Genomic DNA, 21,990 nt, shown 5'->3' on the forward strand with positions numbered 1-21,990 from the left:
CACAATTTTACTTTGTGAAAAATATGGTGCATAATCGTTTTGTGGCTTCGTCATAACGATTAGAGATTTTTACATGCAAATCCTCAAACATCCTATTACGGGAGCCAATGGCCCTGTAACAGCAGAGTTAGTCAGCCTGCACTTTGGTCCGCTTGACCAGGGTAAGAAAGTCTATATCCAGGCCGCGCTGCATGCGGATGAAGTACCTGGCATGCTGGTTGCCCAATTCTTGCGTGCAGAGCTTGCCTCTCTGGAGGCGAATGGGCGACTGCACGGTGAGATTGTATTGGTGCCTGCGGCCAATCCCCTCGGTCTGGCACAGGCGGTGCAGGGGACCCCCTTTGGGCGGTTTGACTTGACCACTGGAATTAATTTCAATCGTGGCTTCCGCCATGTAGGGCCAGAGATTACACCTTTGCTCGTGCAAAGATTGGGGCAGGATGAAGCAGCAAATATCTTGATTGTTCGTGAGCAAGCATGCCAGGCCGTGGCACGCTGGAATCCTATGACCGACTCTGATTCACTGAAGAAAATTCTGCTTGGGCTAGCCATCGACGCCGATATTGTTCTCGATCTGCATTGTGACAATGAAGCGATGGTTCATCTATACACTGGCACTGCACTTGCCAACGCGTTGGAGCCGCTGCCCGCCATTCTCGGCGCACACGCGGTGCTGGTAACTTCCGAAGCGGGGCAGGAGCCGTTTGATGAGGCATGCAGCCGTCTCTGGTGGGAAATAGCCGCAACATACAGAGGACTGTTCCCTATCCCATCTGCCTGCCTTGCGGCCACCGTGGAGCTGCGTGGTGAAATGGATGTGGATTACGATACCGCACGAGCCGATGCCGCGGGCATTATCCAGTTTCTGGCATTAAAAGGCATGGTGGGGCTTCAGCAAGCGGGACCGGTCGTTTTACCGCCGGCAATGTGCCAGCCGACCCCTTTGGAAGGTGTGGAGCCCTTACTTGCGCCACAGGCGGGAATCCTGGTTTACCAAAGAGCCCTCGGAGAAGACGTGCGTGCGGGAGACGTGATCGCCGACGTCATCGATCCAGTCAGCGGCTCGGTTATCCAGGTGCGTGCTTCTGTTGCGGGCCGTTTTTTTGCCCGGTCCGCACACCGTCACGTATTGAGGGGCATGAACATCGGAAAGATATCAGGAAAGACGGCTTATCGTACCGGCAATCTGATGAGCCTTTAAATAGAACAAAACCGGGTCTCCAGCATGAAAAAATTACGGCTTCCGAATACCTTCGTCCTGCTTTTTTCCATTCTCGCCTGCATTGCTGCCGCGACATGGTTAATTCCCGGTGGAAAGTACGACATGCACATGGTCAATGGGAAGTCACTGATTGATCCTGCATCCTTCCACTACGTCAGCAGCAATCCGCAAGGTGCAGTCGCTCTGATGATGGCTCCGGTAAAGGGTTTTGTTGAGGCTGCGCTCATTATCGTTTTCGTACTGGTGACAGGGGGCGCTTTCGCGGTAGTGCAAAAAACAGAATCACTGGACATGTTGATCAAATCCATTGCACGGGCGCATACCCATTCACGATTTGTCCGAGCTGCCACTATTCCCTTGTTTGTGACATTGTTTTCCCTTGGCGGGGCGACCTTTGGAATGAGTGAAGAAGCCATCGTGTTCAGTATGCTGTTTGTCCCACTGGCACTGGCGCTGGGTTACGACTCTATCGTTGGTGTCTCACTTCCTTTTATTGGGTCGCAGATAGGTTTTGCTGCAGCCTTCCTGAATCCATTCAATGTAGGCATTGCGCAGGGTATCGCGGGAATACCGATTTTTTCTGGTATAGGGTATCGCCTGTTTGTCTGGACTGTCATAACATTTACGACCATCGCATTTCTCATGTGGTACGCCGCCAAAATACGGAAAAATCCACAGAAGAGCCCAACCTATGGGCTGGATCTTGAGAAGCGCCAAAATGCAGCAATCAATTTCGATGATTTCAATGGAATGAACGGTACGCACAGCGTCGTACTGTGGATATTCCTGGCCAGCCTCGCGTGCATGGTATTTGGTGTCATCCAATATAACTGGTTCATTGAGGAAATTGCCGCACTTTTCCTCGTGATGGCCATTCTGATCGCTGTCGTAAGCCGTATGGACGCGGATCAGTTCGTTTCAGCCTTCATGCTCGGAGCAAAAGACCTGGTCCCTACTGCGCTGGTCATTGCACTGGCAAGGGGCACGCTGATATTAGCCCGGGAAGCTCACGTCATCGACACAATACTGCACGCGCTGATGCCCCTGGTGCAGTCGGCGCACCCTATTTTTTCAGCACAAAAGATGTACCTGATTCAATCAGTGATCAATTTTTTCGTACACTCCGGTAGTGGGCAAGCCGCCCTGACCATGCCCGTCATGGCACCCCTCAGTGATTTGGTGGGCGTATCACGCCAGACGGCCATTCTTGCATTTCAGCTTGGTGAGCTTTCAACACCGATCATTCCTACGTCAGGGGTAACCGTAGGCGTGCTGGCACTAGCGCGCATACCTTGGATTACATGGGCCAGGTGGATGTTGCCGCTGCAGTTGATCTACCTTTTGCTGGCATTGCTGCTTCTTGTTCCGCCCTACTTTATCAACTGGCAGTGAAGGCCGGAATTCCTGTGACAATATTAGACCGGCCCTCTGTTGGATGAGTCGCATCCGAGTGCTAAATCATAGAGTATGGTTCGGCGTCCTTGATTGCGGGGGGGGACGGCGCGTTGTTCTACTTTTGTTTTTCGGATATTTCAATCTTGCCTGGCTTGATTTGCTCGGAGCGTCCGCCGGTGAAGGAAATAGGACGTGCTGCTGGTCGTCTTGATGTGGTAAAAAGTTTACATGAAATTTATTTTTGCAAAATTATTTTCAAATATCGTTGATATTCGTATTCAACACATATAAAGTAAAGATCAGCATAGTACGTATCGATTCGCCTTCTCAATAGGCGAAGCTTGTTTATTCTTTTAATTTATCGCGATTGACAATGGCCAAGAACACGACGCAGAAAAACTCTCTCAATGAAGCGGCAAGCCCCGAGCTGGCGTTCGCCAAGACACGCCTCGGAAAAGCCCTGTTGGAGATGCTGTCTGAGGGGTCTAATTCTTATCAGAGCATTGCCAACTTCCTGTTGCGTAACCACGTCAGGGTCACCGCGATGGGGATTGAGGAACTGGCGGCCAGCTGCGAGGTATCTACGGCGACGATCAGCCGCTTTGCGAGGGATGTGGGCTTTAATAATTACGCCGCGATGCGCAACGAGGTTGCCGAAACTTTGCAAAATCTGTTTCAGCCTGTGGAAAAGTTGCGTAACACGATAGAGCGCAGGAATCATGCAACCACGCCCTCCACTGCCAGCATGGAGTACGCAATCGCCAACACTGATTCTGCAAATCAGGGCTTATCCGTGGAAACGCTGGATGGCGTAGTGGACGTGATTACCAAAGCACGTACTGTGTATGTCATGGGTTTTGGCCTCAGTGCGCATCTGGCGGCTATATTATCGCTGCACTTGCAGCCGTTTTGTCAGCACGTAGTTGAAGTAGTGGGATATGGTGGAACTGAGGTGGCTGCCGGCCATCTGGCACAGATATCCGACAAGGATGTGCTGATCGTCATCTCATTCCCGCGATATGCGCTGGACGTAATCAAGCTGACGCACTTTGCCCGCGACCATGCAACCTCCATCGTTTCCATCACCGATTCTACCGCGTCGCCACTAGCGAACCTGGGAGATTACTTGTTGCTGGCACCAAGCACGCATCCGGTTTTACCTAGCAGTTCCAGTGCTGCAATCGCTGTCATTGAAGCACTGGTCAGTAAGCTGATGGTTTCCAACAAGAAGAATGTCGAGAAAGCGCAAAAGCTGACCGAGGCCCTGTCCTCGTATTTGCACGGGGCCGAAGTTCCAACAGCAGGGCAAAAGTCCAAGCGCAAGAATGAATAAACCTTAGGTCTTCTCTTCCCCTCCCAGTGAAAAAGGGTTGCTATAAGCAGCCGGGGCGAACTCGTCTTAAAAAAAATGTTTCACCTTAAAAGTAGTTGCATTTCGTAGTTTTTTCTTTGCTTTGGTTTATGAATTCTGCTTGTAGTTCAGATTGTCCTTCAAATTTAAAAATGAAAAAAATGGGAGTAAGCAATGAAGCACGGACGTAAAGAGCATCAACTAAGATATAAGGCCTTGTCGTGGGCAGTCCGGAGCGCTATTGGCGCCGGAGTGGGACTGGTAGCGATCAATTCCAGCGCGTTGGCGCAGACTAGCGATCAAAATCCGCCGGTACAAAAAGTGGAAATAACCGGCTCATCAATCAAACGTATTGATGCTGAAACGGCGTTGCCGGTGCAAATCATCCGACGTGAAGACATCGATAAAAGTGGCGTAACCACGGCAGCCGAACTTCTGTCCAAGATTAGCGCCAGTGCCGCCGGCCTCACCGACGGCGCCAGCTTTAGCGATATTTCGGGACAGCGGGGATTCAACGGCGCCAATCTACGCGGTATAGGCGTTTCCTCCACTCTGGTGTTGCTGAACGGACGTCGGTTGGCCAATTTTGCTTCGCCCGGTGGTAATGCGGGTGTTGATTTGAATTCCATTCCTGCGGCAGCGATTTCGCGCGTAGAAGTATTGAAAGACGGCGCCTCGGCTATCTACGGTACCGACGCCATCGGCGGCGTGATCAACTTCATCACCCGCAATGATTACCAGGGAGCAGAGATTTCTGCCTACTACGGGGATACTCAGCATGGTGGCGCGGCCAAGGATATACTCACGGTATCCGGCGGTTTCGGTAGTCTTGCAAGCGACAAATATAATGTCATGGCAGTACTGGACTACCAGAACACCAAGAGCCTGCGTTCCACCCAGCGTGACTGGATAGGGTCCGCTTACCAGCCGGATATCAATCTGGATGTGGGCAGCTCCAATACCTATCCTGCCAATGTACGTCTTACCAAGCCGAGCGGAAGTGCCACAGGTCCAAGAATGAATCCCAGTGCGCCCAATTGCAATCCCCCGGCAACCGTATATGCACCCGGCAGTTTTGTCGGCAGCAAGGCCTGCCTGTACGACTACATGCACGATACTGAAATATTCCCAGAGTCCCAGCGCCTGTCTCTATTAACGCGCGGCCAGTTAGCGGTTAGTGCAGACCATACGCTTTTTGCAGAAGCCTTGCATAGCGATACGAAGACCACTTATCGCATCAGCCCGTTGACAATTACCGACTTAAACTATCCGCTGGGAGGCCAGTATTATCCTAATGCGCTGATTCCGACAGGGCAGACACCACTACGCGTCAGCATGCGCCTGACGGAAGCCGGTCCGCGGACTAATGAGGTTGAATCCAAGGCGGACCGGCTTCTACTAGGTGCCAAAGGAACCTCCGGTGACTGGGACTACGACACTGCGATTAACCACAGCGTCAATACTGTGGATGATAACTATATCAATGGCTACGTGAAAACATCGGTTTTCAACTCAGCCTTCCTGAGTGGAAAAATAAATCCATTCGGTCCTTCTGGTGGCGACGGGCTCGCTTTGCTCAATGCCGCCAAGATCAGCGACGCGGCACGCCATTCCCGCGGCACGACCGACTCGGCAGATATCAAGGCTAGCCGGGACCTTTTCGCCTTGGCAGGTGGCAATGCTGCAGTCGCTTTAGGTGCAGAATACCGGCGGGAAAAAATGACATTCACTCCTTCCGCGCTGCTCGCTGCAGGCGAGATAAGGGGAGATGGAACGGCCTCTGCTTTCAGTGGTGATCGTACTGTGAAGGCTGTATATGCGGAATTCAATTTTCCCATATTGAAAAATCTGGAAACCCAGCTAGCCGTTCGCCACGATAGTTACGATGACGTTGGCAGTACCACCAACCCTAAAGTGGGCCTGCGCTGGAATCCTGTGAAAGAAGTCGTGGTGCGTGCTTCCTATGGAACCGGCTTCCGGGCGCCGTCCCTGTCGGACCTATATGGCCCGCCGCGTCTTGGACAAACCAACGGTATCTATAACGATGCGCTGGGATGTATTAAGACTGCGGCGATCGACAATACCAATAATCCAGACTATTGCGGACTACAGCCTGATAAATTGCAGGGAGGTACAGCGGGTCTGAAGCCGGAAAAATCCAAGCAATTCTCTGCCGGTATGGTATTTGAGCCTAATCGCAACCTGACTGCATCGCTCGACTACTGGCGCATAGAAAAAACCGACGTCATTGTAGCGCCCGAAGGTTCGTATTTTGATGACCCTGCACGTAATGCAGCATATATCGTCAGGGATGTTCCCGACCCAGCTTTACCCGGTATTCCAGGGCGCATCTTGTCGATTGATTCCCGTTTGCGTAACATCGGTTCATTGAAAACGTCCGGTCTTGATCTGAGCCTGGACTGGCGCTTACCTGCCAGCAGCTGGGGGAAATTCGGGATTACACTTAATGGCACCTATGTAATCGACTATAAAACCCAAGAAAACAACGGTGGTTCTGAGATCAATGGCGTGGGAGTGTTTGCCAATGACCAGGTCGTGCAGCGCTGGCGCCATACCCTGACGTTTGACTATGAGCGTGGCCCTTGGGGAGCAACATTGCAACAGACTTTCTATCAAGGATACAACGATCAGGCACTTTTGCCGGATGGCTCGATACATCGTGTCAGTTCTTATTCACTATGGGATTTAAGCAGCAGTTTTAAATGGTCTGAAGCTTTGCGTTTGCGCGTCGGTATTAAAAATCTGTTCGATACCAACCCGCCACGGTCAAACCAGGTCTATAGCTTTCTGGCGGGCTATGATCCTAACTACACTGATCCGCGCGGCCGCTATTTCTATACATCGCTGAACTACGCGTTTAAGTAATCAAGGCCGACGGCGCGGCATCCTTACAATATTGAAGAGATGTCCGCGCCGTTTTCTGACCAGATTGGTAATCACATGTGGGGACGTGCGAATGAAGAGCAGGAGCAGCAAAATTTGGATTGGAATCGCTATGGCGACAGCTTTTTTCGGTGCCCAAGCGGCGGAGATAGCTGCAGCGACCAAAGACGCAGAAGCAAAGACCAAAGGTTCGCTGGTGATTATTGGTGGAGCGCTGCGCATAGACAACGTCCCGGTTTGGCAACGTATCGTTAATTTGGCTGGAGGGAAGGGGGCGCGGATTGCTGTTTTTCCCACTGCGGCAGCCAATCCCGAACGTTCGGGGCAGGCAACTATTGATGTGCTGAATGGCTATGGAGCCCAGGCTTTTCTGGTCCCCCTGTCGGCGAAATTCCCGAGTACTGATTTTCGCTCGGTAGCCCGTGATACCGTCTTGGCCGCTACTGTCCGCAGTGCCGGAGGAGCTTACTTCGTTGGTGGCGACCAGGGCCGAATTACGCAGGCTTTGCTGGAGCCCAATGGAGGCAGAACGCCTTTGCTGCAGGCGGTGTGGGATATGTACCGCAGCGGCGGAGTAGTCGCGGGCTCCAGCGCGGGGGCGGCAATCATGAGCGAGACCATGTTTTATGATGCCAAAGAGGTGTTGCCGACGCTACAGCAGGGAATCACCGATGGCAAGGAGATTGCTCCCGGGCTGGGTTTTATTGGATCCGAGGTTTTTGTGGATCAGCATTTGATCGTCCGAGGACGCTTTGCTCGCATGATTCCGGCCATGCTCAAGAAAAATTATAAGCTGGGGTTGGGGGTCGATGAAAATACAGCAATGGTCATCAACCCGCAGCATGAGTTAGAGGTATTGGGGTATAAGGGAGTGATCGTTGTTGACCTTGCCGAAGCGAAGACTGATCCTAAGCAGCAATACTTTAACATTCAGAACGCTAAATTGAGCTATCTTGACCGCGGAGATAAATTCAATTTTCATACTAGGCACCTTACGGTGGCGGCAGACAAGGAAAAGGGGAAAGTAGATCCCGACAGACCTTACTACGAGGACGTTAAGTATTATGCCGATGTCCTGGGCAACACTGCTGTAGTCGATTTGATGCAAAAGTTAGTAGACAGCAGGCAACAACAAGTGACAGGTCTGGCATTCGGGTCGCCGCAAAGTGCAATGCCTGAACTCGGATTTGAGTTTTTGTTTAAGCGAACACCAGAGAGCCTTGGATATTTTTCCAGCGCTTCCGGGGCCGAAGCCTATACCGTTATGAATATACGACTGGATATTCGACCGGTCGAAATGAATTTTCCCCTATATCGTGGTAAATAAAGGCTGTCCGAGCTACGCGAAGATATGTGCAGGAGCCGTTTGCCCTGAATCCGGCGACCAATACGTCTAACAATTGCTTGTTTTTACTCAAAAGTGGTTAGCTCAGAAAATCTCATTTTCTTTGGAAAGACTTCGGAAAACCTTATCTTGCGTGGCAATCGGTCTCAACATCAGTGGCAAATGTTTTTGAAGCTTACTATTTTGAGACATTCTGGCCTCACCTTCCGTGGCGCTTTACGTCAATCCAGATGCTGGTGAAGATGTCGACATTAAATAGGAAAGGTCAGCCACGCGGCTGACCTTTTTTTATGCGGATCAAGTCTTAGTTAGGCCTCCTAAAGACCGTCCGTTGGCGTGAATGTCAAGCTGGATAGGCTGACATGTGCCAGTTGAGATGTCGCACAGATGTTGCTTGGAGATAAGGGGCGGACCGCTTCGAAATGCCCCCAATGACGAATGCCAACTCCACATCCGTGCGCATATTGATTATGTTGGGCTCGGCTTTCCTATTACGCACTGAGCTGCCTTGACCTATCCATCGTATAAGGGTCATTATTGATGATAATAATGTCATAAAGCAGGCATCTATTCCTGCTATGCGTATAGTTGCGATACCTTGGATTGTAGGAGAGAAAGATGGACTATTTCACCGCAGTTAAAACCTTTACGCGAGTGGTAGAGACGGGCAGTTTTGCCAAGGCAGCGGATTCGCTGGAAGTTCCCCGGAACATGGTGACGAAATTGGTCCAAAGCCTGGAGGCACATCTTCGCGTCAAGCTATTGAATCGAACGACGCGCCGTGTGTCGATGACCAATGACGGGGCAGCTTATTACGAACGCATGTCTCGTCTGATGGAGGAATGGCTGGAAGTCGAGTCGGATCTGGCCAGTGCGCAGTCTAATCCCAGGGGAAGATTGAGGGTGGATATGGGGGCGACTCTGGCATCGTTTCTGGTTATTCCTGCACTCGCGTCATTTCACGCACGCTATCCCGATCTGCAATTGGATATAGGCGTTAGCGATCGCCCGGTTGACCTGATCAGTGATCGCATAGATTGCGTGGTGCGGGCAGGAAAAGTGACCGACCCGTCATTGATTGCCCGCCATATCGGCGACCTGCCTTTCGTGACATGTGCGGCACCGGGCTATATGAAGGGGCGCGAATTTCCAGAACATCCTGCGGATCTGGAGCGTGGCCATACCTTGATACGCTATTTTTTTGCAGGCTCCGGCCGGCAATCGCCCGTAGTGCTGAACTTCGGCGATGAGCAAGCCACCTTGCGCGGCCGGCATTTTGTTTCCGTTAACGACACCAACGCATTGCTTGCTGCCGGCCTCGCAGAATTGGGTATTCTTCACCTTCCTGCATTCGCAGCCCAATCGCATATTGAAGCGGGCCGCCTGGTTTCCCTATTGGATAATTGGACGGCCGAACCCGTTCCGATTTCCATCGTCTACTCGGCCAACCGGCATCTCAGCAGCCGCGTACGCGTATTTGTCGACTGGATGGTTGAGCTCTTCAAGTCAAACGCTTACGCCATCATAAGATAAAGCGCCTCTGGCTGGATGCTGGATTCAATGCTGCTTCAGCTTGCTGACAAACCAGCGTCCTGCCGGTCCCGGCGGTGCATCCTTGCGATGTATCGCATGCATAGAGAATGCCACGCCAACCGTGGGGCTGGCCTCGATTTCGATTTCAACCAGATCCCCGCGCTGTATATCCTCTTCCACCATATGCCGTGGCATGTGGCCCCATCCCAATCCGGCGCGCAAGAAAGCATGCTTTGCGCCCAGATCGGCCAGCCGCCAGATCTGTGATGACACGACGCCGAAGTTGCGGCCTTCCGTCAGGGTAGAGCGATCCGTGAGCACCAACTGCACGTGCTCTATTGCTGTTGAGCGCAGGATCGCGCCGCGAACCGCGGCCAAAGGATGCTGAGGCGCAACCACGGTGACGGCAGGAACGCTCAGCAAGTGTTCTGACCCGCACTCATCCGGCACATCAGGCAATGAGCCTATGACGCCTATGCGGCAACGGCCATCCAGCACCGGTTGCACAACGGCTCCCAGCGCCTCTACATACAGGCGCAACGGGGTAGTCGGAAAAGCCGCATGAAAAGCGCGCACTGCTTCGGTCAAACGGGCAATCGGAAACATCACATCGACAGCAACTGCCAGTTCCGGCTCCAATCCTTCTGCCAGCGTGCGGGCCTTGGCCTTGAAGGCATCCATGCTGCCGGCCGCCATCCTGGCATCTGCCAGCAAGGCGCGGCCAGCCTCGGTCAATTGGGGATAGCGGCCGGTCCGTTCGAATAGGGCAAAACCGACTTGCTGCTCCAGATTTGCCAGCGTATGACTCACTACCGACTGCGCCCGGCGCAATTTGCGGCCTGCTGCAGAGAAGCTGCCTTCATCGGCTGCGGCAATAAAAGTACGCAGTTGATCCATTGACATCGCATCTAACATATATCTCTCCTATGGATACATACCATCTAAATATATAGGCTTTTACGATAACTGACTAGAGCCTATTATTCGCTCATCAGCTTCACAGCACGAACCACGGTGGAGCCGGACAGGAATATTTGCAGCAATTAAGACAACAGGAGAATCGAATGAACGTCATATCCGAAAGCGCTACAGCAACCGTTGCAAGCTTGCCAAAACGAAAAATTTTATATCGCACCAAAGGCAAGACCCATGGCGGGATTACTCGCCTGGTTAGCCCTTCCGATATGGGCGAGTTGATCAAACCGTTCGTATTCCTTGACTTGTTCAAGCTCAAGTCGAGTGGTCCGAGCATGGGCATGCATCCGCACTCCGGCATTGCAACAATCACCGTCATTCTTTCCGGAAATCTGGAGTATCGGGAAACTACCGGCCGCCAAGGAACGCTACCGGTCGGCGGTGTGGAATGGATGAGCGCCGGCGGTGGTGTTTGGCACGGTGGAAACGCCGGCGACGCAGGCCAGGTGGAGGGATTTCAATTGTGGATCGCTCTGCCGGAAGCGGATGAAAACATCCCGGCACACAGCCATTACATGGCGCCGGAAGAAGTGGAGTCGGAAGGCCCTGCACGCGTCATTCTTGGCTCTTACGGCAGTGCGAAAAGCAAAATCCGCACAAGTGCATCGATCAATTATTTGCATGTGCAATTGCGCGACGGCGAGCATTGGCGGTATCAACCACCGGCAGAGCATACCGTCGGCTGGGTATCTAACAGCAGCGGCAAATTGCATGTTGCGGGTGCAGTGCTGGACAAAGATGTCGCCATCTTTGAAGAGTCCAATACTGCGCTGGAGTTTGTGGCTGAGGGGGATACCGAGTTCGTCATCGGCTCCGCTGTCAAACATCCGCATGAACTGGTCATGGGGTATTACTCGGTGCACACCAGCAGGCAAGCCCTGAACCAGGGCGAGGCAGAAATTCAGCGCATCGGCGCGCAATTTAGAGCAGCCGGCCAACTGTGATTTTTACAGTGATGCCGTCGGCCCGGCGGCATCACTGTCAAGCAAAATCAGGGCATGTTTCTTATTTAAATTTTACTTTAATTTTATTTCAAACTTAGGAGCTATCATGACAAACACATTTAAAACACCAACCTCGATCCCAGTTATCGGCCGCCTGCTGATGTCGTTTATTTTCTTATTGAGCGGCGTAGGCAAACTCGCTGCGCCGACTATGACCATAGGCTACATCGCAGCGATGGGCTTGCCGTTCGCAACACTGGGATTCATCCTGGCAGTCGTTACCGAAATCGGTGGTGGCCTGTTGCTGGCACTGGGTTATAAAACCCGCTTGACAGCATTGGTACTGGCAATCTTCTCGGTTGTTACCGGCCTTGTTTTTCACCATGCATTTGGTGACCAGAATCAAATGATTCATTTCCTGAAAAATCTGGCGATGGCGGGCGGCCTGTTGCAAGTGGTAGCGTTTGGTGCAGGCGCCTTCAGCCTCGATGCTCGCAGCCCGAAACTGGCAGCGCAGGCAGCGTAACTCCCGGCATTACGAAAAATCCCCGGCCGTCCTCGGCCGGGGAAAATCGTTTGTAGTGCAATACCGCTCTTTGTATTTATGTTTTAATCAAACAAGCAGCCTGCTGGTTATTTTTGCTATCAATTCGTCGACTGTTCTTGTAAAAAGTTTGAGCTGAGTTAATTTCAGAACTCACTCCCCGTCGATACCTCCCTCTGGTGCACGAGCTACTTTCAAAAGAGGCGTGGATTCACAAATTATTCCACAGCCCCACGTCACTCTCGTCGCCACGACCCACTTATCCTCGATGAGCCAGGCGGCAATTTCTGCCCCAAGGTGTTTAAGCATTGCTGAGCACATTTAGTCTCGAATCCTCTCAAAAAATTGTTCTTGCTGCTCCCCAGTGGTCCTGGAAGAGGCAAGCAATGAACTCTCCGCTATAGAGCGGTGGCCTCCCGTCTCAGAGATTTTCTCGCTTATCTGCCGATCAATTGATGTCAGTTAATACCCCACAATTATCATCAATATGGGAATTATGAAGCATCGAATGCATCATTTATCACCAATTGTGGCGACTATATACTGGGTTCATCAAAGCTTGAAAGCGAGGCAAATTGCTTCGCTGGCCTGATACGAAACCAGGATTTGAGCCTGGCTTCGTCCTACTTTCAAGGAACAGTCATGACTCAACATCGTGTTCGCATCTATGAACAAGGCGCTCCCAGTGCGCTACGGTATGAATCCCTTCCTGCGCCGATTGGCGCGCCCGGATCCGGCGAGGTCCGTTTGCGCCATGATGCGGTCGGCCTGAATTTTGTGGACACCATGTTCCGCAACGGTACTTTCGATGTACGCCTTCCGTTTGATATGGGCATTGAAGGAGCAGGCGTTGTGGAAGCGGTTGGCGCTGATGTGGAGAACGTCAAAGTCGGCGATCGCGTCGCTTACTTTTTTTCTTTCGGCGCGTATTCCGACGTCAGGCTGATCGCTGCCGATGTCCTGATCAAACTTCCAGAATACATTTCTACGCGTGTAGCTGCTGCCTTGGTGACCAAAGGCCTCACGGCGTGGATGCTGCTGAAACGGGTTCATGTCGTGCAGCCAGGCGAATACGTGCTGGTTCAAGGGGCTGCCGGCGGTGTTGGCTCCCTGCTCGCGGCTTGGGCGAAAGCACGCGGTGCGATTGTCATCGCCGGAGTCGGTTCTCCCTCCAAGCTTGCCAGCGTGAAAAAAGGCGGGATAGAACATGTGCTGCTCAATAGCGATCCGGAATTCGGGCAGAAGGTCGCTGCCATCACCCAGGGCCAAGGGGTGCATGTCGCTTACGAGTTCGTCGGCAAGTCCACATTCAGGCAGTCGGTTTCCGCTTTGCGGGATGGCGGCACCATGGCGCACGTGGGCAGCGCCTCCGGTGCGCCGGCACCGATCGACATGCTTCCAATCACCGCACGCTCCATCCGTTATGTGCAGCCCAGCACATCGCAATATGTCAATGACAGGAACAGCCTGGAAGCGGCAAGCGGCGAATTGTTCGAGGCTTACCGCGACAAGGTATTTGGCGAAGTGCAGGCCACAGCTTATGCATTGGCCGAAGTAGCGCAGGCGCATGAGGATCTGGCCGCGCGCCGCATTACCGGGTCAGCCATCCTGATTCCCTGACTGCAATCAGGTCTGTTCACCTGTCATCCCCTCTTTTAAAACACGCACACATTGATCGAATACAAGGAATCCAAATGAAAAACCCATCCATCTCCGCAAATAGCAACAATCTGCATGTAGGCATCATAGGCGCGGGCGCCATCGGCCAGGCATTCGCCAAGCAACTGATCAAGGCCGGCATCTCGGTCACACTCAGCAATAGCCGCGGGCCGGAGTCACTGGCCGGCATCGTAAAAGAATTGGGACCGAAAGCGCGCGCCGGTAGCGTCTCCGAGGCTGCCGAGGCCGACATCGTTCTTCTCAGTGTCAACTGGGCTCATTTACCTTCAGCCGTTGCGAATCTTCCCTCCTGGGACGGACGCATCGTAATCGATGCCACTAACCCCGTGCTGCTGCCGGGCTACCGTCTGGCCGAACTGGGAGGCCGCAATTCCAGCCAGGTCGTCAGCGACCTATTGCCGGGCGCTCGTCTGGTAAAGGCATTCAACACCTTGCTGGCTGCAGTATTGGCAAGCGACCCGGCGCAAGACGGCGGCAAGCGGGTGGTCTTCATGTCCGGCGACGACGCCGCTGCGAAAGACATAGTCGGCCAACTGATTGACCGCCTTGGTTTTGCGCGGATCGACCTGGGCGGACTTGAGATAGGTGGAAAACTGCAGCAATTCCCTGGCGGTCCTTTGCCCGCCGTGAATCTGATCAAACTTGGCTGATCGCTGGGAATCGTAGCACCGCCGGCGCGCCGCGTCGGCGAAAAATGCAATTCAATTTTTGACTATTGGAGAATGAACATGAATAACGCTATTACAGAAGCTGCAAAAGCTGTCATCCGCCGCAACACCGAGGAGGTTCAGGGCGGCGGTAATTTCGCCCTGTTCGACGAATTGTTCGCCGACGACTTCCTTGACCATACGCCGCAACCTAACTGTACTCCCGACAAAGCCGGCGCCCGTGCCCTGTATCAAGTGCTGCGGACAGCTTTTCCCGACTTTCACGCGACTATCCATTGGCAAACAGGAGATGGCGACCGGGTTACGACCTATAAGACCTATCACGGCACTCACCGTGGCGAGTTCCTGGGCGTGGCGCCGACTGGCCGCAAGATCCATTTCGAAACCGTCGATGTGATGCGCGTGCAAGATGGAAGGATCACCGAACACTGGGGCGTCGCAAACCTGTTTTCCCTGATGCAGCAGCTGGGTGGCGATTTCGCGGCATCTAAATAAGGAGACGCATCATGTCGGAAGAATTCAAAGGAAAGGTCGTACTTGTCAGCGGTGCCGGATCGGGCATAGGCCGGGAGGCGGCGCTACTATTTGCAAGGCAAGGTGCAATGGTGTTTGGGGCCGATTTGAGTGAAAAGGGACTGAGCGAGACGCAGGAATTGGCGCGGGAAGCCGCTGGAACAATTCAAGCTGCTCTCGTAGACGTTTCCAAGGAAACCGAAGTGGCTGCGCTGATCAAGCGCATAGACCAGGAAGCGGGCCGCCTGGATGCCGCATTTAACAATGCGGGTATTACAGGCGGAACCTTCCGGCTTGAGGATTATCCGACGGATGACTTTGACCGCGTATTGAGCGTCAACTTGCGCAGTGTGTTCCTTGCCATGAAATACGAATTGCCCTTGCTCAAGCGTAGTGGCGGCGGGACGATTGTCAACACGGCTTCTGTTGCCGCTCTGACCGGCCCTGGAGGTATGAGTGCGTATGCCGCATCCAAACACGGTGTGCAGGGGCTGACTCGCGTCGCTGCGATGGAAAATGCAGCACAAAATATCCGCATCAACGCCATTGCGCCAGGATGGACCGAAACGCCGATGGTGATTGCCAATAGCGCACAAAACCCGGCCTTCGCAGAACTCGCCCGCAAGGCTATCCCTGCCAAGCGGGGTGGACAGCCCTCTGAAATAGCGGCAGCCGCGGTGTGGCTCAGCTCGCCGCAATCCAGCTATGTCTTTGGCCAGATGCTGGTGGTTGACGGCGGCATGACCATAGGCGGGTTCGAGTTTTAATCGATGCACTTGGCGCCGGGAGCACGGTATCCAATTGCCTGATGAACAATTTAAAAGGAAATCAAAATGAGTAATCTTTTAAAAGAAAAAGTCGTTATTGTTACCGGCGCCGCCAGCGGGATTGGCCGTGCTATTGCCATCCAGGCCGCGCGTCATGGCGCCAAAGCAGTGCTCGTTTCCGATGTCACCGAGCTACCCCGTGAAGGCGGCACTCAGACGACGGCGGAAATTGAAGCACTAGGTGTGGAGGCCCGCTTCGTTCGCACCGACGTCAGCAAGTATGCTGAGGTGGATGCCCTGGTGGACACCGCTGCAGAATTCGGCGGTGTTGATGTGATGGTGGCCAATGCAGGAATTAGCTTGCATGAAGACGGCGCAGATGTCGCCGAAGATCAATACCGCCGGCTGATGGCAGTCAATCTGGACGGCGTACTGTTCAGCGCACAAGCTGCCGCGCGGCAGATGAAGGCGAACGCCAAGTCCGGCAGCATCGTTCTGATGGCCAGCATGGGTGGCATCGTTGGCGCCGGCATGACAGTCGCCTACTCTACCAGTAAGGGCGGGGTCGTATTGATGGCCAAGGCGCTTGCCGATGCCCTAGGGCCGGACGGTATCCGGGTCAACTCTGTGGCACCGGGTACGATAGACACGCATCTGCTGCGCACCGCACCCGGCATTTCGGAGGCGGCGGAAGGATTTCGTCAGCGCACCCCGCTACGCCGACTGGGCAAGCCTTCGGAAATCGGAGATGCGGTGGTCTGGCTAGGTTCGGATATGTCCAGTTATGTCACCGGCATATCGCTGCTGGTGGATGGCGGATTGCTGTCTGTGATATGAATTTTCTACATACCTGCGCCGAAAATTCGATCGATAAGTCTGGAGAGTCAGCATGCTTGAATATCCCTCAGGCGACACAGCGAAAGCGCTAGTTCGGCGCAGCATTCACGAGTTGTTGAATGAGGGGGAATTTGCTTCCTTCAATGAACTGTTTGCGCCGGACTTTATCGATCACACGCCGCAAGGCGACTTTGTGGATGATCAGAAACCGGGCGATAGGAAAGCAATACGAGCATGGTACCAAAGCCTGCGCCATGCCTTTCCTGATTTGCGCGTAGAAGTACATTGGCAGCTGGAAATCGCGGCCATGGTTACAACATATTCTAGGTTTCAAGGAACGCACTTGGGAGTTTTCCTTGGAGTAGAAGCGACAGACAAGAGATTGCGTTTTGACAGCGTTGACGTGATACGAGTCCAGGACCACAAAATAAAAGAGCATTGGGGGCTGGTCAACCTTCACTCTTTGGGAAAACAGTTGACCGTAAATATTTCGACGAGACGTCACAGGAAAGCCTATGCTGATCTGGTGCGAGATTCGCTGATTAAAGAAATAATCGGAGGATGATCGGAGGGAGAAAAATCCTTGGGGATTCTAGCCTTGTTGAGCTTGAGGTCGGGGCGCAGCCCCGATCTTCATTTTCTGATCAGCACTGTTTTCATCAGGTCCTGCTTTTCGTCCTGCAAACGCGCCGGATCCGTTTGCAGGAAAATCATGTCGTTGGTTGCTGACAGCATTTGCTGCCGCTGGTAGCGTTCCAGAGGCGTTCTGGTTTCATCTTTCTTGGTATCCGGCATCAGCGTTTTGACCAGATCTTGCGTGAGCGTAGTCTGGCTTGGCGTGGTCGTGTCATCCGTCAGGTGGCCATGCACATATTTCTGGATGCGGGTGGACTGGCTGGCGGACTGGGTCAGATTGGCCTTGACCAGTATGCCCTTTTGATAGGCCATATCCACGCTGCTGCTTGCCGTGTCATTGATGGTGTAATAGCTGTAATTCTGTGATTCGGCAGCGGTGGTGAGTACCAGGCGTACATTCGGCGACGGGGGCTGGTGGTAGCTGGCCTGCAATGAGGATTGCTGGGTTTGCGAAATCGAGCGGTCTGCCTGGTCGGGGCCTTTTATTTCAGTGTGCTGGGATAGTTGATACGAGAAACTGTCCTTTTCACTGGGGCGCATGGGGTTCGGCGAAGTTTTTGCCTGGGTGACAGACGCGCTAAAGTCAGCCAGCCCGGTCAGCATCGAGTAATCCTGGTCTTCCAGCGAGATGGATGGCAATGCCCCTGCCTGTGCTTGTGCAGACGCTCCGTAGCTGCTGTTCATTTCGGTGAAGGCGTCTTTAAACATTGCCATCAGCGAGGCGTCGGCCTTGCCGCGAGAGCCGGCCTGGTCAAATTGCTTCAGGTAGTTGGCGATCGCCTTGCTCTGCTGGGCCGGGCTGCCCCGCCCAAGCGGGCTACTCAAATCCACGCTGACCTGTGCCTGGCCCGCCGGTCCGTTCAGACTCATCGTTCTTTTTGCTGCGTCCGCGTGGAAATCCAGTGACTGGCTTGCGTTTGCGCCTTGCTGGATGCTGGCATGGAAATCCACCGAGGCCAGCACCGAGGGATCGAACTGGGTGAGGCCGTCGAGTGCAATTTTCGGCTGGCCGGATGAGATGCCGTCAATGGCGTCTTGAAAGCCCTGGGCAAGCTTGGCCAGCGCGCCGCGTTCCGCGTCGCTCAATTCCCCGTCGCTCTTCATCTGGACTGCTATGCCGTCTTCCCGGCTATCCAGGGACAGGCTGACCTTCACGCCGCTTTTGGTGGTGATGTTGAGTGTCATCTGGTTGTCGCCCAGACCGTGCAGTGGCGCAGGGGTATCCAGCACAACGCCGCCATACGGATTCAATTGCGTTGCGGGTGAGCCCTGCTGCACCGTTTGCGATATTTGCGTTACTCCACTTTTGAACTGGTCCAGCATGGCTGCGCCAATTCCAGCAAACCGGCCGGCTGAGGGCTGAAAAGTATAGTTATACGCCATCAGATAACTAAGGGCGTCACTGGATTTGCTTTCCCATACCAATTGCTTGGCGGCCTCCAGCATGCCGGCCCCGTCCTGTGCGGAAGCTGCCGCTCCCGACTGGCTGAGCGTGACGATGGACGCGGGCGCTGTAGCGGCTGTCGCAGTACTTTTTGCCGTGGAAGGAGATGAAGCGATAGCCTGCCGCTGTGCACCGAGTGCCGGACTGGAGTTAATCGAGGAAAGTGAAGTCATGGCCGGTGCGTGCTTTTGTCTATTTATACATTTTCGGCGTCAAAGCAAAAATCTTTAATTAGGGCAACTGCCTTGCCCTACTCAGGGGCTCGCATGGACGCATTTCTCTCGTGCGCTCACGCAGATGCCCGACATTGAGCGCAATCTATATTGCTTGTGTAGCAACCAAGGTGAATGTAATATTGACAATAAATGTCATTATTTCATTTGCAATAAAATCCTGGCACTAAATATTTTCAGGTGGGATTCAGGTGTGATGCCGCCTCTTTCGCATCCGCTGTTCGGTAAGGTAATTCATAGGTAAGTAGCATGATCTTCATAAGGCGGTGCTCTCTTGATTTTGTTCTTGAGTTTGTGCCGGTAGAAAAACAAACAAAACCGTAGCAGCCTTTGCTATGATTTTTACAGTAAATCCATGCAAAATTATTTAAAGTGCTTCAGCTTCTTATTACTGGTCAATTCACTTTCTTACGCAGAGGAAACACAAAAAAAGCCGTCGTCCGCGCAACAGGTGCTCATCAATGGAGCACAGACCGATATTGAAAAGAGCCGTGATTTTGTTGCGGGCAAACTCATCATTAGTGCAAAAACCATCGCCGATAGCGGATTGCAAAATGTGGGAGAAATTTTGCGCCGTGAACCGGCAATCACGATAGGCAAGGATGGCCGTTTAGGGCTCATGGGCTTGCCGGGTTATACGCAAGTCCTTATTGACGGGATGCCGCCTTCAGGAAAAGATCCTTATGAACTGGATCTGGTGCACGTCGAAAAAATTGAAATCATTAAATCCGCCACCGCGGCAACCGGCCCTTTCGGCATTGCGGGCACCATCAATATCATCCAGCGCAAAGTAGCTCCGACACGCTATACGCAAGTAACTGCCGGTGGGTCTTCAACCGCTGGGCACCATGCGGCCAATCTGGCGTGGGTAAATAATCAGGCAGTGGGTGACACGCCGCTGAGCTTTAATCTCTCCTTGTCGGCAAACCGCAGTGTTAAACCGAGTTCCGACAGCTATCAGCAAACGCTAATTCAAACTGGATTACCTTCCCAGCCCGTTTTACAGGGCGATCGAATGTCGATTTCAACTTTCGAATATGTGACGGGGCAGGGAGAATTTTCCTGGAAATTGAATCCTAATCAGAAAATCATTTTTTCTCCCGAGGGCCTCCAGATCAACGTGACGCAACAAGGGCATGAACAACGCCAGTGGACCGACGGCAGGACATTTTCTACGCAAGAGAATAGTAAAGAAACTTCGTCAAGCTACTCCATTCCTTTGCGGTGGACCTTGCTGACGGAGAGCGATAGCCGAATAGAATTGCAACTTAAAGCAAATCACGTCGCTGCATCTAATTCAAGTTCACAACTCTCGGAAACCGGGCCTTCCTCAACGAGTGATCTCCGCGTGCAAAGTAGAAGGGTAGAGAGCAACAACCAATTTTTTACTCTGAACTACAAGAGCGAATTTTCAGGCGGGCATGAGCTGGAAGCGGGAGGTAACTTCACCCACAGCACTAGTGATACCACGTACGGAGATTTTATTAACGGTAGCCGGGATACGACCCTGACTATGCTGGGCACCTTGAGTACGGTCGAGAAAAAAGCCCTTCGCCTGTTTGCGCAAGATGACTGGCGTGTGAATAAGAGCCTGGCGTTTAATTTTGGCGTTTCGGCAGAGCAGCAGGATTTTCAGCTGGAAGAAGGGGTAACGCGCAGCCAGGCAAATTTCCGTATGTGGGCGCCGTCCTTCCACGTAGTCAAAAAAATCGCTGGTGACACCAAACGCCAGTTTCGCGCTTCCCTGGCTAGAACCTTCCAGGCGCCTACCTCCAGCCAGTTGGTGCTGCATCCGCGTGTCAACTCTCTGGCCCCTTGCGATGCCAATCAGTTGTGCAGTGCCAATAGTCCCGACACTGCCGATAACGCCGGCAATCCAAACTTGCAGCCAGAAAGGGCACTGGGCCTGAACCTCTCTTACACGCAAGGTTTAAGTGACAATAGTGAATTATCCGTGGAGTACTACCGGCGCGACATCGACCGCAAAATCGGCAGCGAATTGATACTCGAAGACGTCGTCTGGGCGAGCGTGCCGCGCTATGTGTTCCGCCCGGCGAATCTGGGGCAGGCCAGGATAGAGGGTATCGATTTGAGCGCGCGCGTGACTGTCCGCGATTTTTGGAAAGAGTCGCCCAAGCTGGATGTAAGCGGTAAGCTGGGATTTTCTCGTTCAGAATTAAGCGACATTCCCGGCCCGGACAACCGGCTGGCCGGCCAGACGCCGTGGAACGCCAAGTTGAACCTGGCCTATACAGCGGTAGGGTGGCCGCTTAAATTGAACCTCGATGCCAACTGGCTGCCGGGCGACTGGGTGCGCAATAATCTGACCCAGCGCAGCTTTCAATCACGCTTATTCACGCTAAATAGCAGCGCGAGCTGGCAGATCAAGCCCGATCTTCGTTTGGTGATGAGTCTGAATAACATACTGCCGTCAACTCGTGAGCGGGTTGATGAGTATGCGACTGCTAACGGAACATTGCAGCAAACGACACACAGTGCAGACTATAGACGCATCGGCATGCGCCTGGAAATGAAACTCTAAGCGAAGGCAGAAGGAAAAACGGATAGGTCAGAACGTCCGGGAGCAGCGCTCGTTTTTAACGAAAAAACTGAAAACAAAGGATGAACATGAAATTCGATAGGCGAATCTTTCTTGCTGCGAGCATTTTCCTCGCTCTGAATGCCGGCGCACAAACTCGAACCACACCTGAGGTATGTTACAAGCGCTGCACTGCAATACGGTTTGACGATCCTGAGGCTATCAATGATAGGTTCAGAGCAAAACTTGTGAAAATTCAAGCAAAGAAAAAGGAAGAAACTGATCCCGAAAAAATCAAGGAATTGGAAGAAGCTGAAAAAAATGAAATAGAAAGACTCAAAGAATCACTGGAGAGAACGTGCGATAAAATGTGCAGCTTTAAAGAATAAGTATAATAAGTTCTTTCGTCCCTCTTCTTTAGCGCAGCACAACTTTCGGGAATCTCTTGCATTGGACTCCT

At 52.9% G+C, this 21,990-nt stretch carries 18 protein-coding genes; 16 read left to right on the forward strand and 2 right to left on the reverse strand.

The window, feature by feature from the left end; translation table 11 throughout:
- Positions 1-73: 73 nt before the first annotated feature.
- The 6 genes from IEW12_RS15445 (at position 74) to IEW12_RS15470 (ending at position 9,750) form a co-directional block, all read left to right on the forward strand.
- Entirely contained in the window at positions 74-1,201 is a 1,128-nt protein-coding gene (locus tag IEW12_RS15445; RefSeq protein ID WP_188566993.1) for a succinylglutamate desuccinylase/aspartoacylase family protein, read from the forward strand.
- Positions 1,202-1,225: 24 nt separating this feature from the next.
- Positions 1,226-2,614 (forward strand): YfcC family protein, encoded by a 1,389-nt coding sequence (locus IEW12_RS15450; protein ID WP_188566994.1) that lies wholly within the window; start codon positions 1,226-1,228, stop codon positions 2,612-2,614.
- A 376-nt stretch (positions 2,615-2,990) separates the two neighbouring features.
- Positions 2,991-3,950, forward strand: a complete 960-nt coding sequence (locus IEW12_RS15455; RefSeq protein WP_188566995.1) for a MurR/RpiR family transcriptional regulator — start codon at positions 2,991-2,993, stop codon at positions 3,948-3,950.
- Positions 3,951-4,142: 192 nt separating this feature from the next.
- Entirely contained in the window at positions 4,143-6,854 is a 2,712-nt protein-coding gene (locus IEW12_RS15460) for a TonB-dependent receptor (protein WP_188566996.1), read from the forward strand.
- A 130-nt stretch (positions 6,855-6,984) separates the two neighbouring features.
- On the forward strand, positions 6,985-8,199 hold the full coding sequence (locus tag IEW12_RS15465) for a cyanophycinase (RefSeq protein ID WP_188566997.1): 1,215 nt from the start codon (positions 6,985-6,987) through the stop codon (positions 8,197-8,199).
- A 636-nt stretch (positions 8,200-8,835) separates the two neighbouring features.
- Positions 8,836-9,750: a LysR family transcriptional regulator gene (locus IEW12_RS15470; protein ID WP_188566998.1), complete on the forward strand. Its 915-nt coding sequence runs from the start codon at positions 8,836-8,838 to the stop codon at positions 9,748-9,750.
- Between the two features lie 24 nt (positions 9,751-9,774).
- On the opposite strand, the gene IEW12_RS15475 is transcribed toward IEW12_RS15470, so the two are convergent.
- Positions 9,775-10,665, reverse strand: a complete 891-nt coding sequence (locus tag IEW12_RS15475) for a LysR family transcriptional regulator (RefSeq protein ID WP_188566999.1) — start codon at positions 10,663-10,665, stop codon at positions 9,775-9,777.
- Between the two features lie 149 nt (positions 10,666-10,814).
- On the opposite strand from IEW12_RS15475, the gene IEW12_RS15480 reads away from it, so the two are divergent.
- From IEW12_RS15480 to IEW12_RS15515, 8 genes are all read left to right on the forward strand, one after another.
- Positions 10,815-11,669 carry a pirin family protein gene (locus tag IEW12_RS15480; RefSeq protein WP_188567000.1) on the forward strand — a complete coding sequence of 285 codons (855 nt, stop codon included), beginning with the start codon at positions 10,815-10,817 and terminating at the stop codon, positions 11,667-11,669.
- A gap of 106 nt (positions 11,670-11,775) precedes the next feature.
- Positions 11,776-12,195 (forward strand): DoxX family protein, encoded by a 420-nt coding sequence (locus tag IEW12_RS15485; protein WP_188567001.1) that lies wholly within the window; start codon positions 11,776-11,778, stop codon positions 12,193-12,195.
- A 660-nt stretch (positions 12,196-12,855) separates the two neighbouring features.
- Positions 12,856-13,833 (forward strand): quinone oxidoreductase family protein, encoded by a 978-nt coding sequence (locus IEW12_RS15490; protein ID WP_188567002.1) that lies wholly within the window; start codon positions 12,856-12,858, stop codon positions 13,831-13,833.
- Positions 13,834-13,907: 74 nt separating this feature from the next.
- A complete protein-coding gene (locus IEW12_RS15495; protein ID WP_188567003.1) occupies positions 13,908-14,543 on the forward strand; it encodes an NADPH-dependent F420 reductase in 636 nt (211 codons plus the stop codon).
- Positions 14,544-14,621: 78 nt separating this feature from the next.
- A complete protein-coding gene (locus tag IEW12_RS15500; RefSeq protein WP_229751142.1) occupies positions 14,622-15,056 on the forward strand; it encodes an ester cyclase in 435 nt (144 codons plus the stop codon).
- An 11-nt stretch (positions 15,057-15,067) separates the two neighbouring features.
- Positions 15,068-15,841, forward strand: coding sequence for an SDR family NAD(P)-dependent oxidoreductase (locus IEW12_RS15505; RefSeq protein WP_188567005.1), 774 nt, complete (start codon positions 15,068-15,070; stop codon positions 15,839-15,841).
- Between the two features lie 66 nt (positions 15,842-15,907).
- The gene (locus IEW12_RS15510) at positions 15,908-16,678 is read left to right on the forward strand and encodes an SDR family NAD(P)-dependent oxidoreductase (protein ID WP_229751143.1); all 771 of its coding nucleotides are present in this window, start codon (positions 15,908-15,910) and stop codon (positions 16,676-16,678) included.
- A 52-nt stretch (positions 16,679-16,730) separates the two neighbouring features.
- A complete protein-coding gene (locus IEW12_RS15515; protein WP_188567006.1) occupies positions 16,731-17,243 on the forward strand; it encodes an ester cyclase in 513 nt (170 codons plus the stop codon).
- Between the two features lie 68 nt (positions 17,244-17,311).
- On the opposite strand, the gene IEW12_RS15520 is transcribed toward IEW12_RS15515, so the two are convergent.
- A complete protein-coding gene (locus IEW12_RS15520; protein ID WP_229751144.1) occupies positions 17,312-18,931 on the reverse strand; it encodes a hypothetical protein in 1,620 nt (539 codons plus the stop codon).
- A gap of 415 nt (positions 18,932-19,346) precedes the next feature.
- On the opposite strand from IEW12_RS15520, the gene IEW12_RS15525 reads away from it, so the two are divergent.
- Together IEW12_RS15525 and IEW12_RS15530 are read left to right on the forward strand one after the other, a co-directional pair.
- Positions 19,347-21,533: a TonB-dependent receptor plug domain-containing protein gene (locus IEW12_RS15525; protein ID WP_188567007.1), complete on the forward strand. Its 2,187-nt coding sequence runs from the start codon at positions 19,347-19,349 to the stop codon at positions 21,531-21,533.
- Positions 21,534-21,619: 86 nt separating this feature from the next.
- Entirely contained in the window at positions 21,620-21,919 is a 300-nt protein-coding gene (locus IEW12_RS15530) for a hypothetical protein (RefSeq protein WP_188567008.1), read from the forward strand.
- The last annotated feature ends 71 nt before the right edge of the window (positions 21,920-21,990 follow it).

Origin of the sequence: Parundibacterium terreum, assembly GCF_014636315.1 — a bacterium.
In the GTDB taxonomy this organism is placed as follows: domain Bacteria; phylum Pseudomonadota; class Gammaproteobacteria; order Burkholderiales; family Burkholderiaceae_D; genus Undibacterium; species Undibacterium terreum.

What these genes read in the sequence shown, in the direction of transcription:
- IEW12_RS15520 (WP_229751144.1), bottom strand. Translation starts at nt 18,931, where the DNA reads ATGACTTCACTTTCCTCGATTAACTCCAGTCCGGCACTCGGTGCACAG.
- IEW12_RS15465 (WP_188566997.1), top strand. Translation starts at nt 6,985, where the DNA reads ATGGCGACAGCTTTTTTCGGTGCCCAAGCGGCGGAGATAGCTGCAGCG.
- IEW12_RS15450 (WP_188566994.1), top strand. Translation starts at nt 1,226, where the DNA reads ATGAAAAAATTACGGCTTCCGAATACCTTCGTCCTGCTTTTTTCCATT.
- IEW12_RS15495 (WP_188567003.1), top strand. Translation starts at nt 13,908, where the DNA reads ATGAAAAACCCATCCATCTCCGCAAATAGCAACAATCTGCATGTAGGC.
- IEW12_RS15490 (WP_188567002.1), top strand. Translation starts at nt 12,856, where the DNA reads ATGACTCAACATCGTGTTCGCATCTATGAACAAGGCGCTCCCAGTGCG.
- IEW12_RS15455 (WP_188566995.1), top strand. Translation starts at nt 2,991, where the DNA reads ATGGCCAAGAACACGACGCAGAAAAACTCTCTCAATGAAGCGGCAAGC.
- IEW12_RS15480 (WP_188567000.1), top strand. Translation starts at nt 10,815, where the DNA reads ATGAACGTCATATCCGAAAGCGCTACAGCAACCGTTGCAAGCTTGCCA.
- IEW12_RS15510 (WP_229751143.1), top strand. Translation starts at nt 15,908, where the DNA reads ATGAGTAATCTTTTAAAAGAAAAAGTCGTTATTGTTACCGGCGCCGCC.
- IEW12_RS15460 (WP_188566996.1), top strand. Translation starts at nt 4,143, where the DNA reads ATGAAGCACGGACGTAAAGAGCATCAACTAAGATATAAGGCCTTGTCG.
- IEW12_RS15525 (WP_188567007.1), top strand. Translation starts at nt 19,347, where the DNA reads ATGCAAAATTATTTAAAGTGCTTCAGCTTCTTATTACTGGTCAATTCA.
- IEW12_RS15515 (WP_188567006.1), top strand. Translation starts at nt 16,731, where the DNA reads ATGCTTGAATATCCCTCAGGCGACACAGCGAAAGCGCTAGTTCGGCGC.
- IEW12_RS15445 (WP_188566993.1), top strand. Translation starts at nt 74, where the DNA reads ATGCAAATCCTCAAACATCCTATTACGGGAGCCAATGGCCCTGTAACA.
- IEW12_RS15470 (WP_188566998.1), top strand. Translation starts at nt 8,836, where the DNA reads ATGGACTATTTCACCGCAGTTAAAACCTTTACGCGAGTGGTAGAGACG.
- IEW12_RS15500 (WP_229751142.1), top strand. Translation starts at nt 14,622, where the DNA reads ATGAATAACGCTATTACAGAAGCTGCAAAAGCTGTCATCCGCCGCAAC.
- IEW12_RS15530 (WP_188567008.1), top strand. Translation starts at nt 21,620, where the DNA reads ATGAAATTCGATAGGCGAATCTTTCTTGCTGCGAGCATTTTCCTCGCT.
- IEW12_RS15475 (WP_188566999.1), bottom strand. Translation starts at nt 10,665, where the DNA reads ATGTTAGATGCGATGTCAATGGATCAACTGCGTACTTTTATTGCCGCA.
- IEW12_RS15485 (WP_188567001.1), top strand. Translation starts at nt 11,776, where the DNA reads ATGACAAACACATTTAAAACACCAACCTCGATCCCAGTTATCGGCCGC.
- IEW12_RS15505 (WP_188567005.1), top strand. Translation starts at nt 15,068, where the DNA reads ATGTCGGAAGAATTCAAAGGAAAGGTCGTACTTGTCAGCGGTGCCGGA.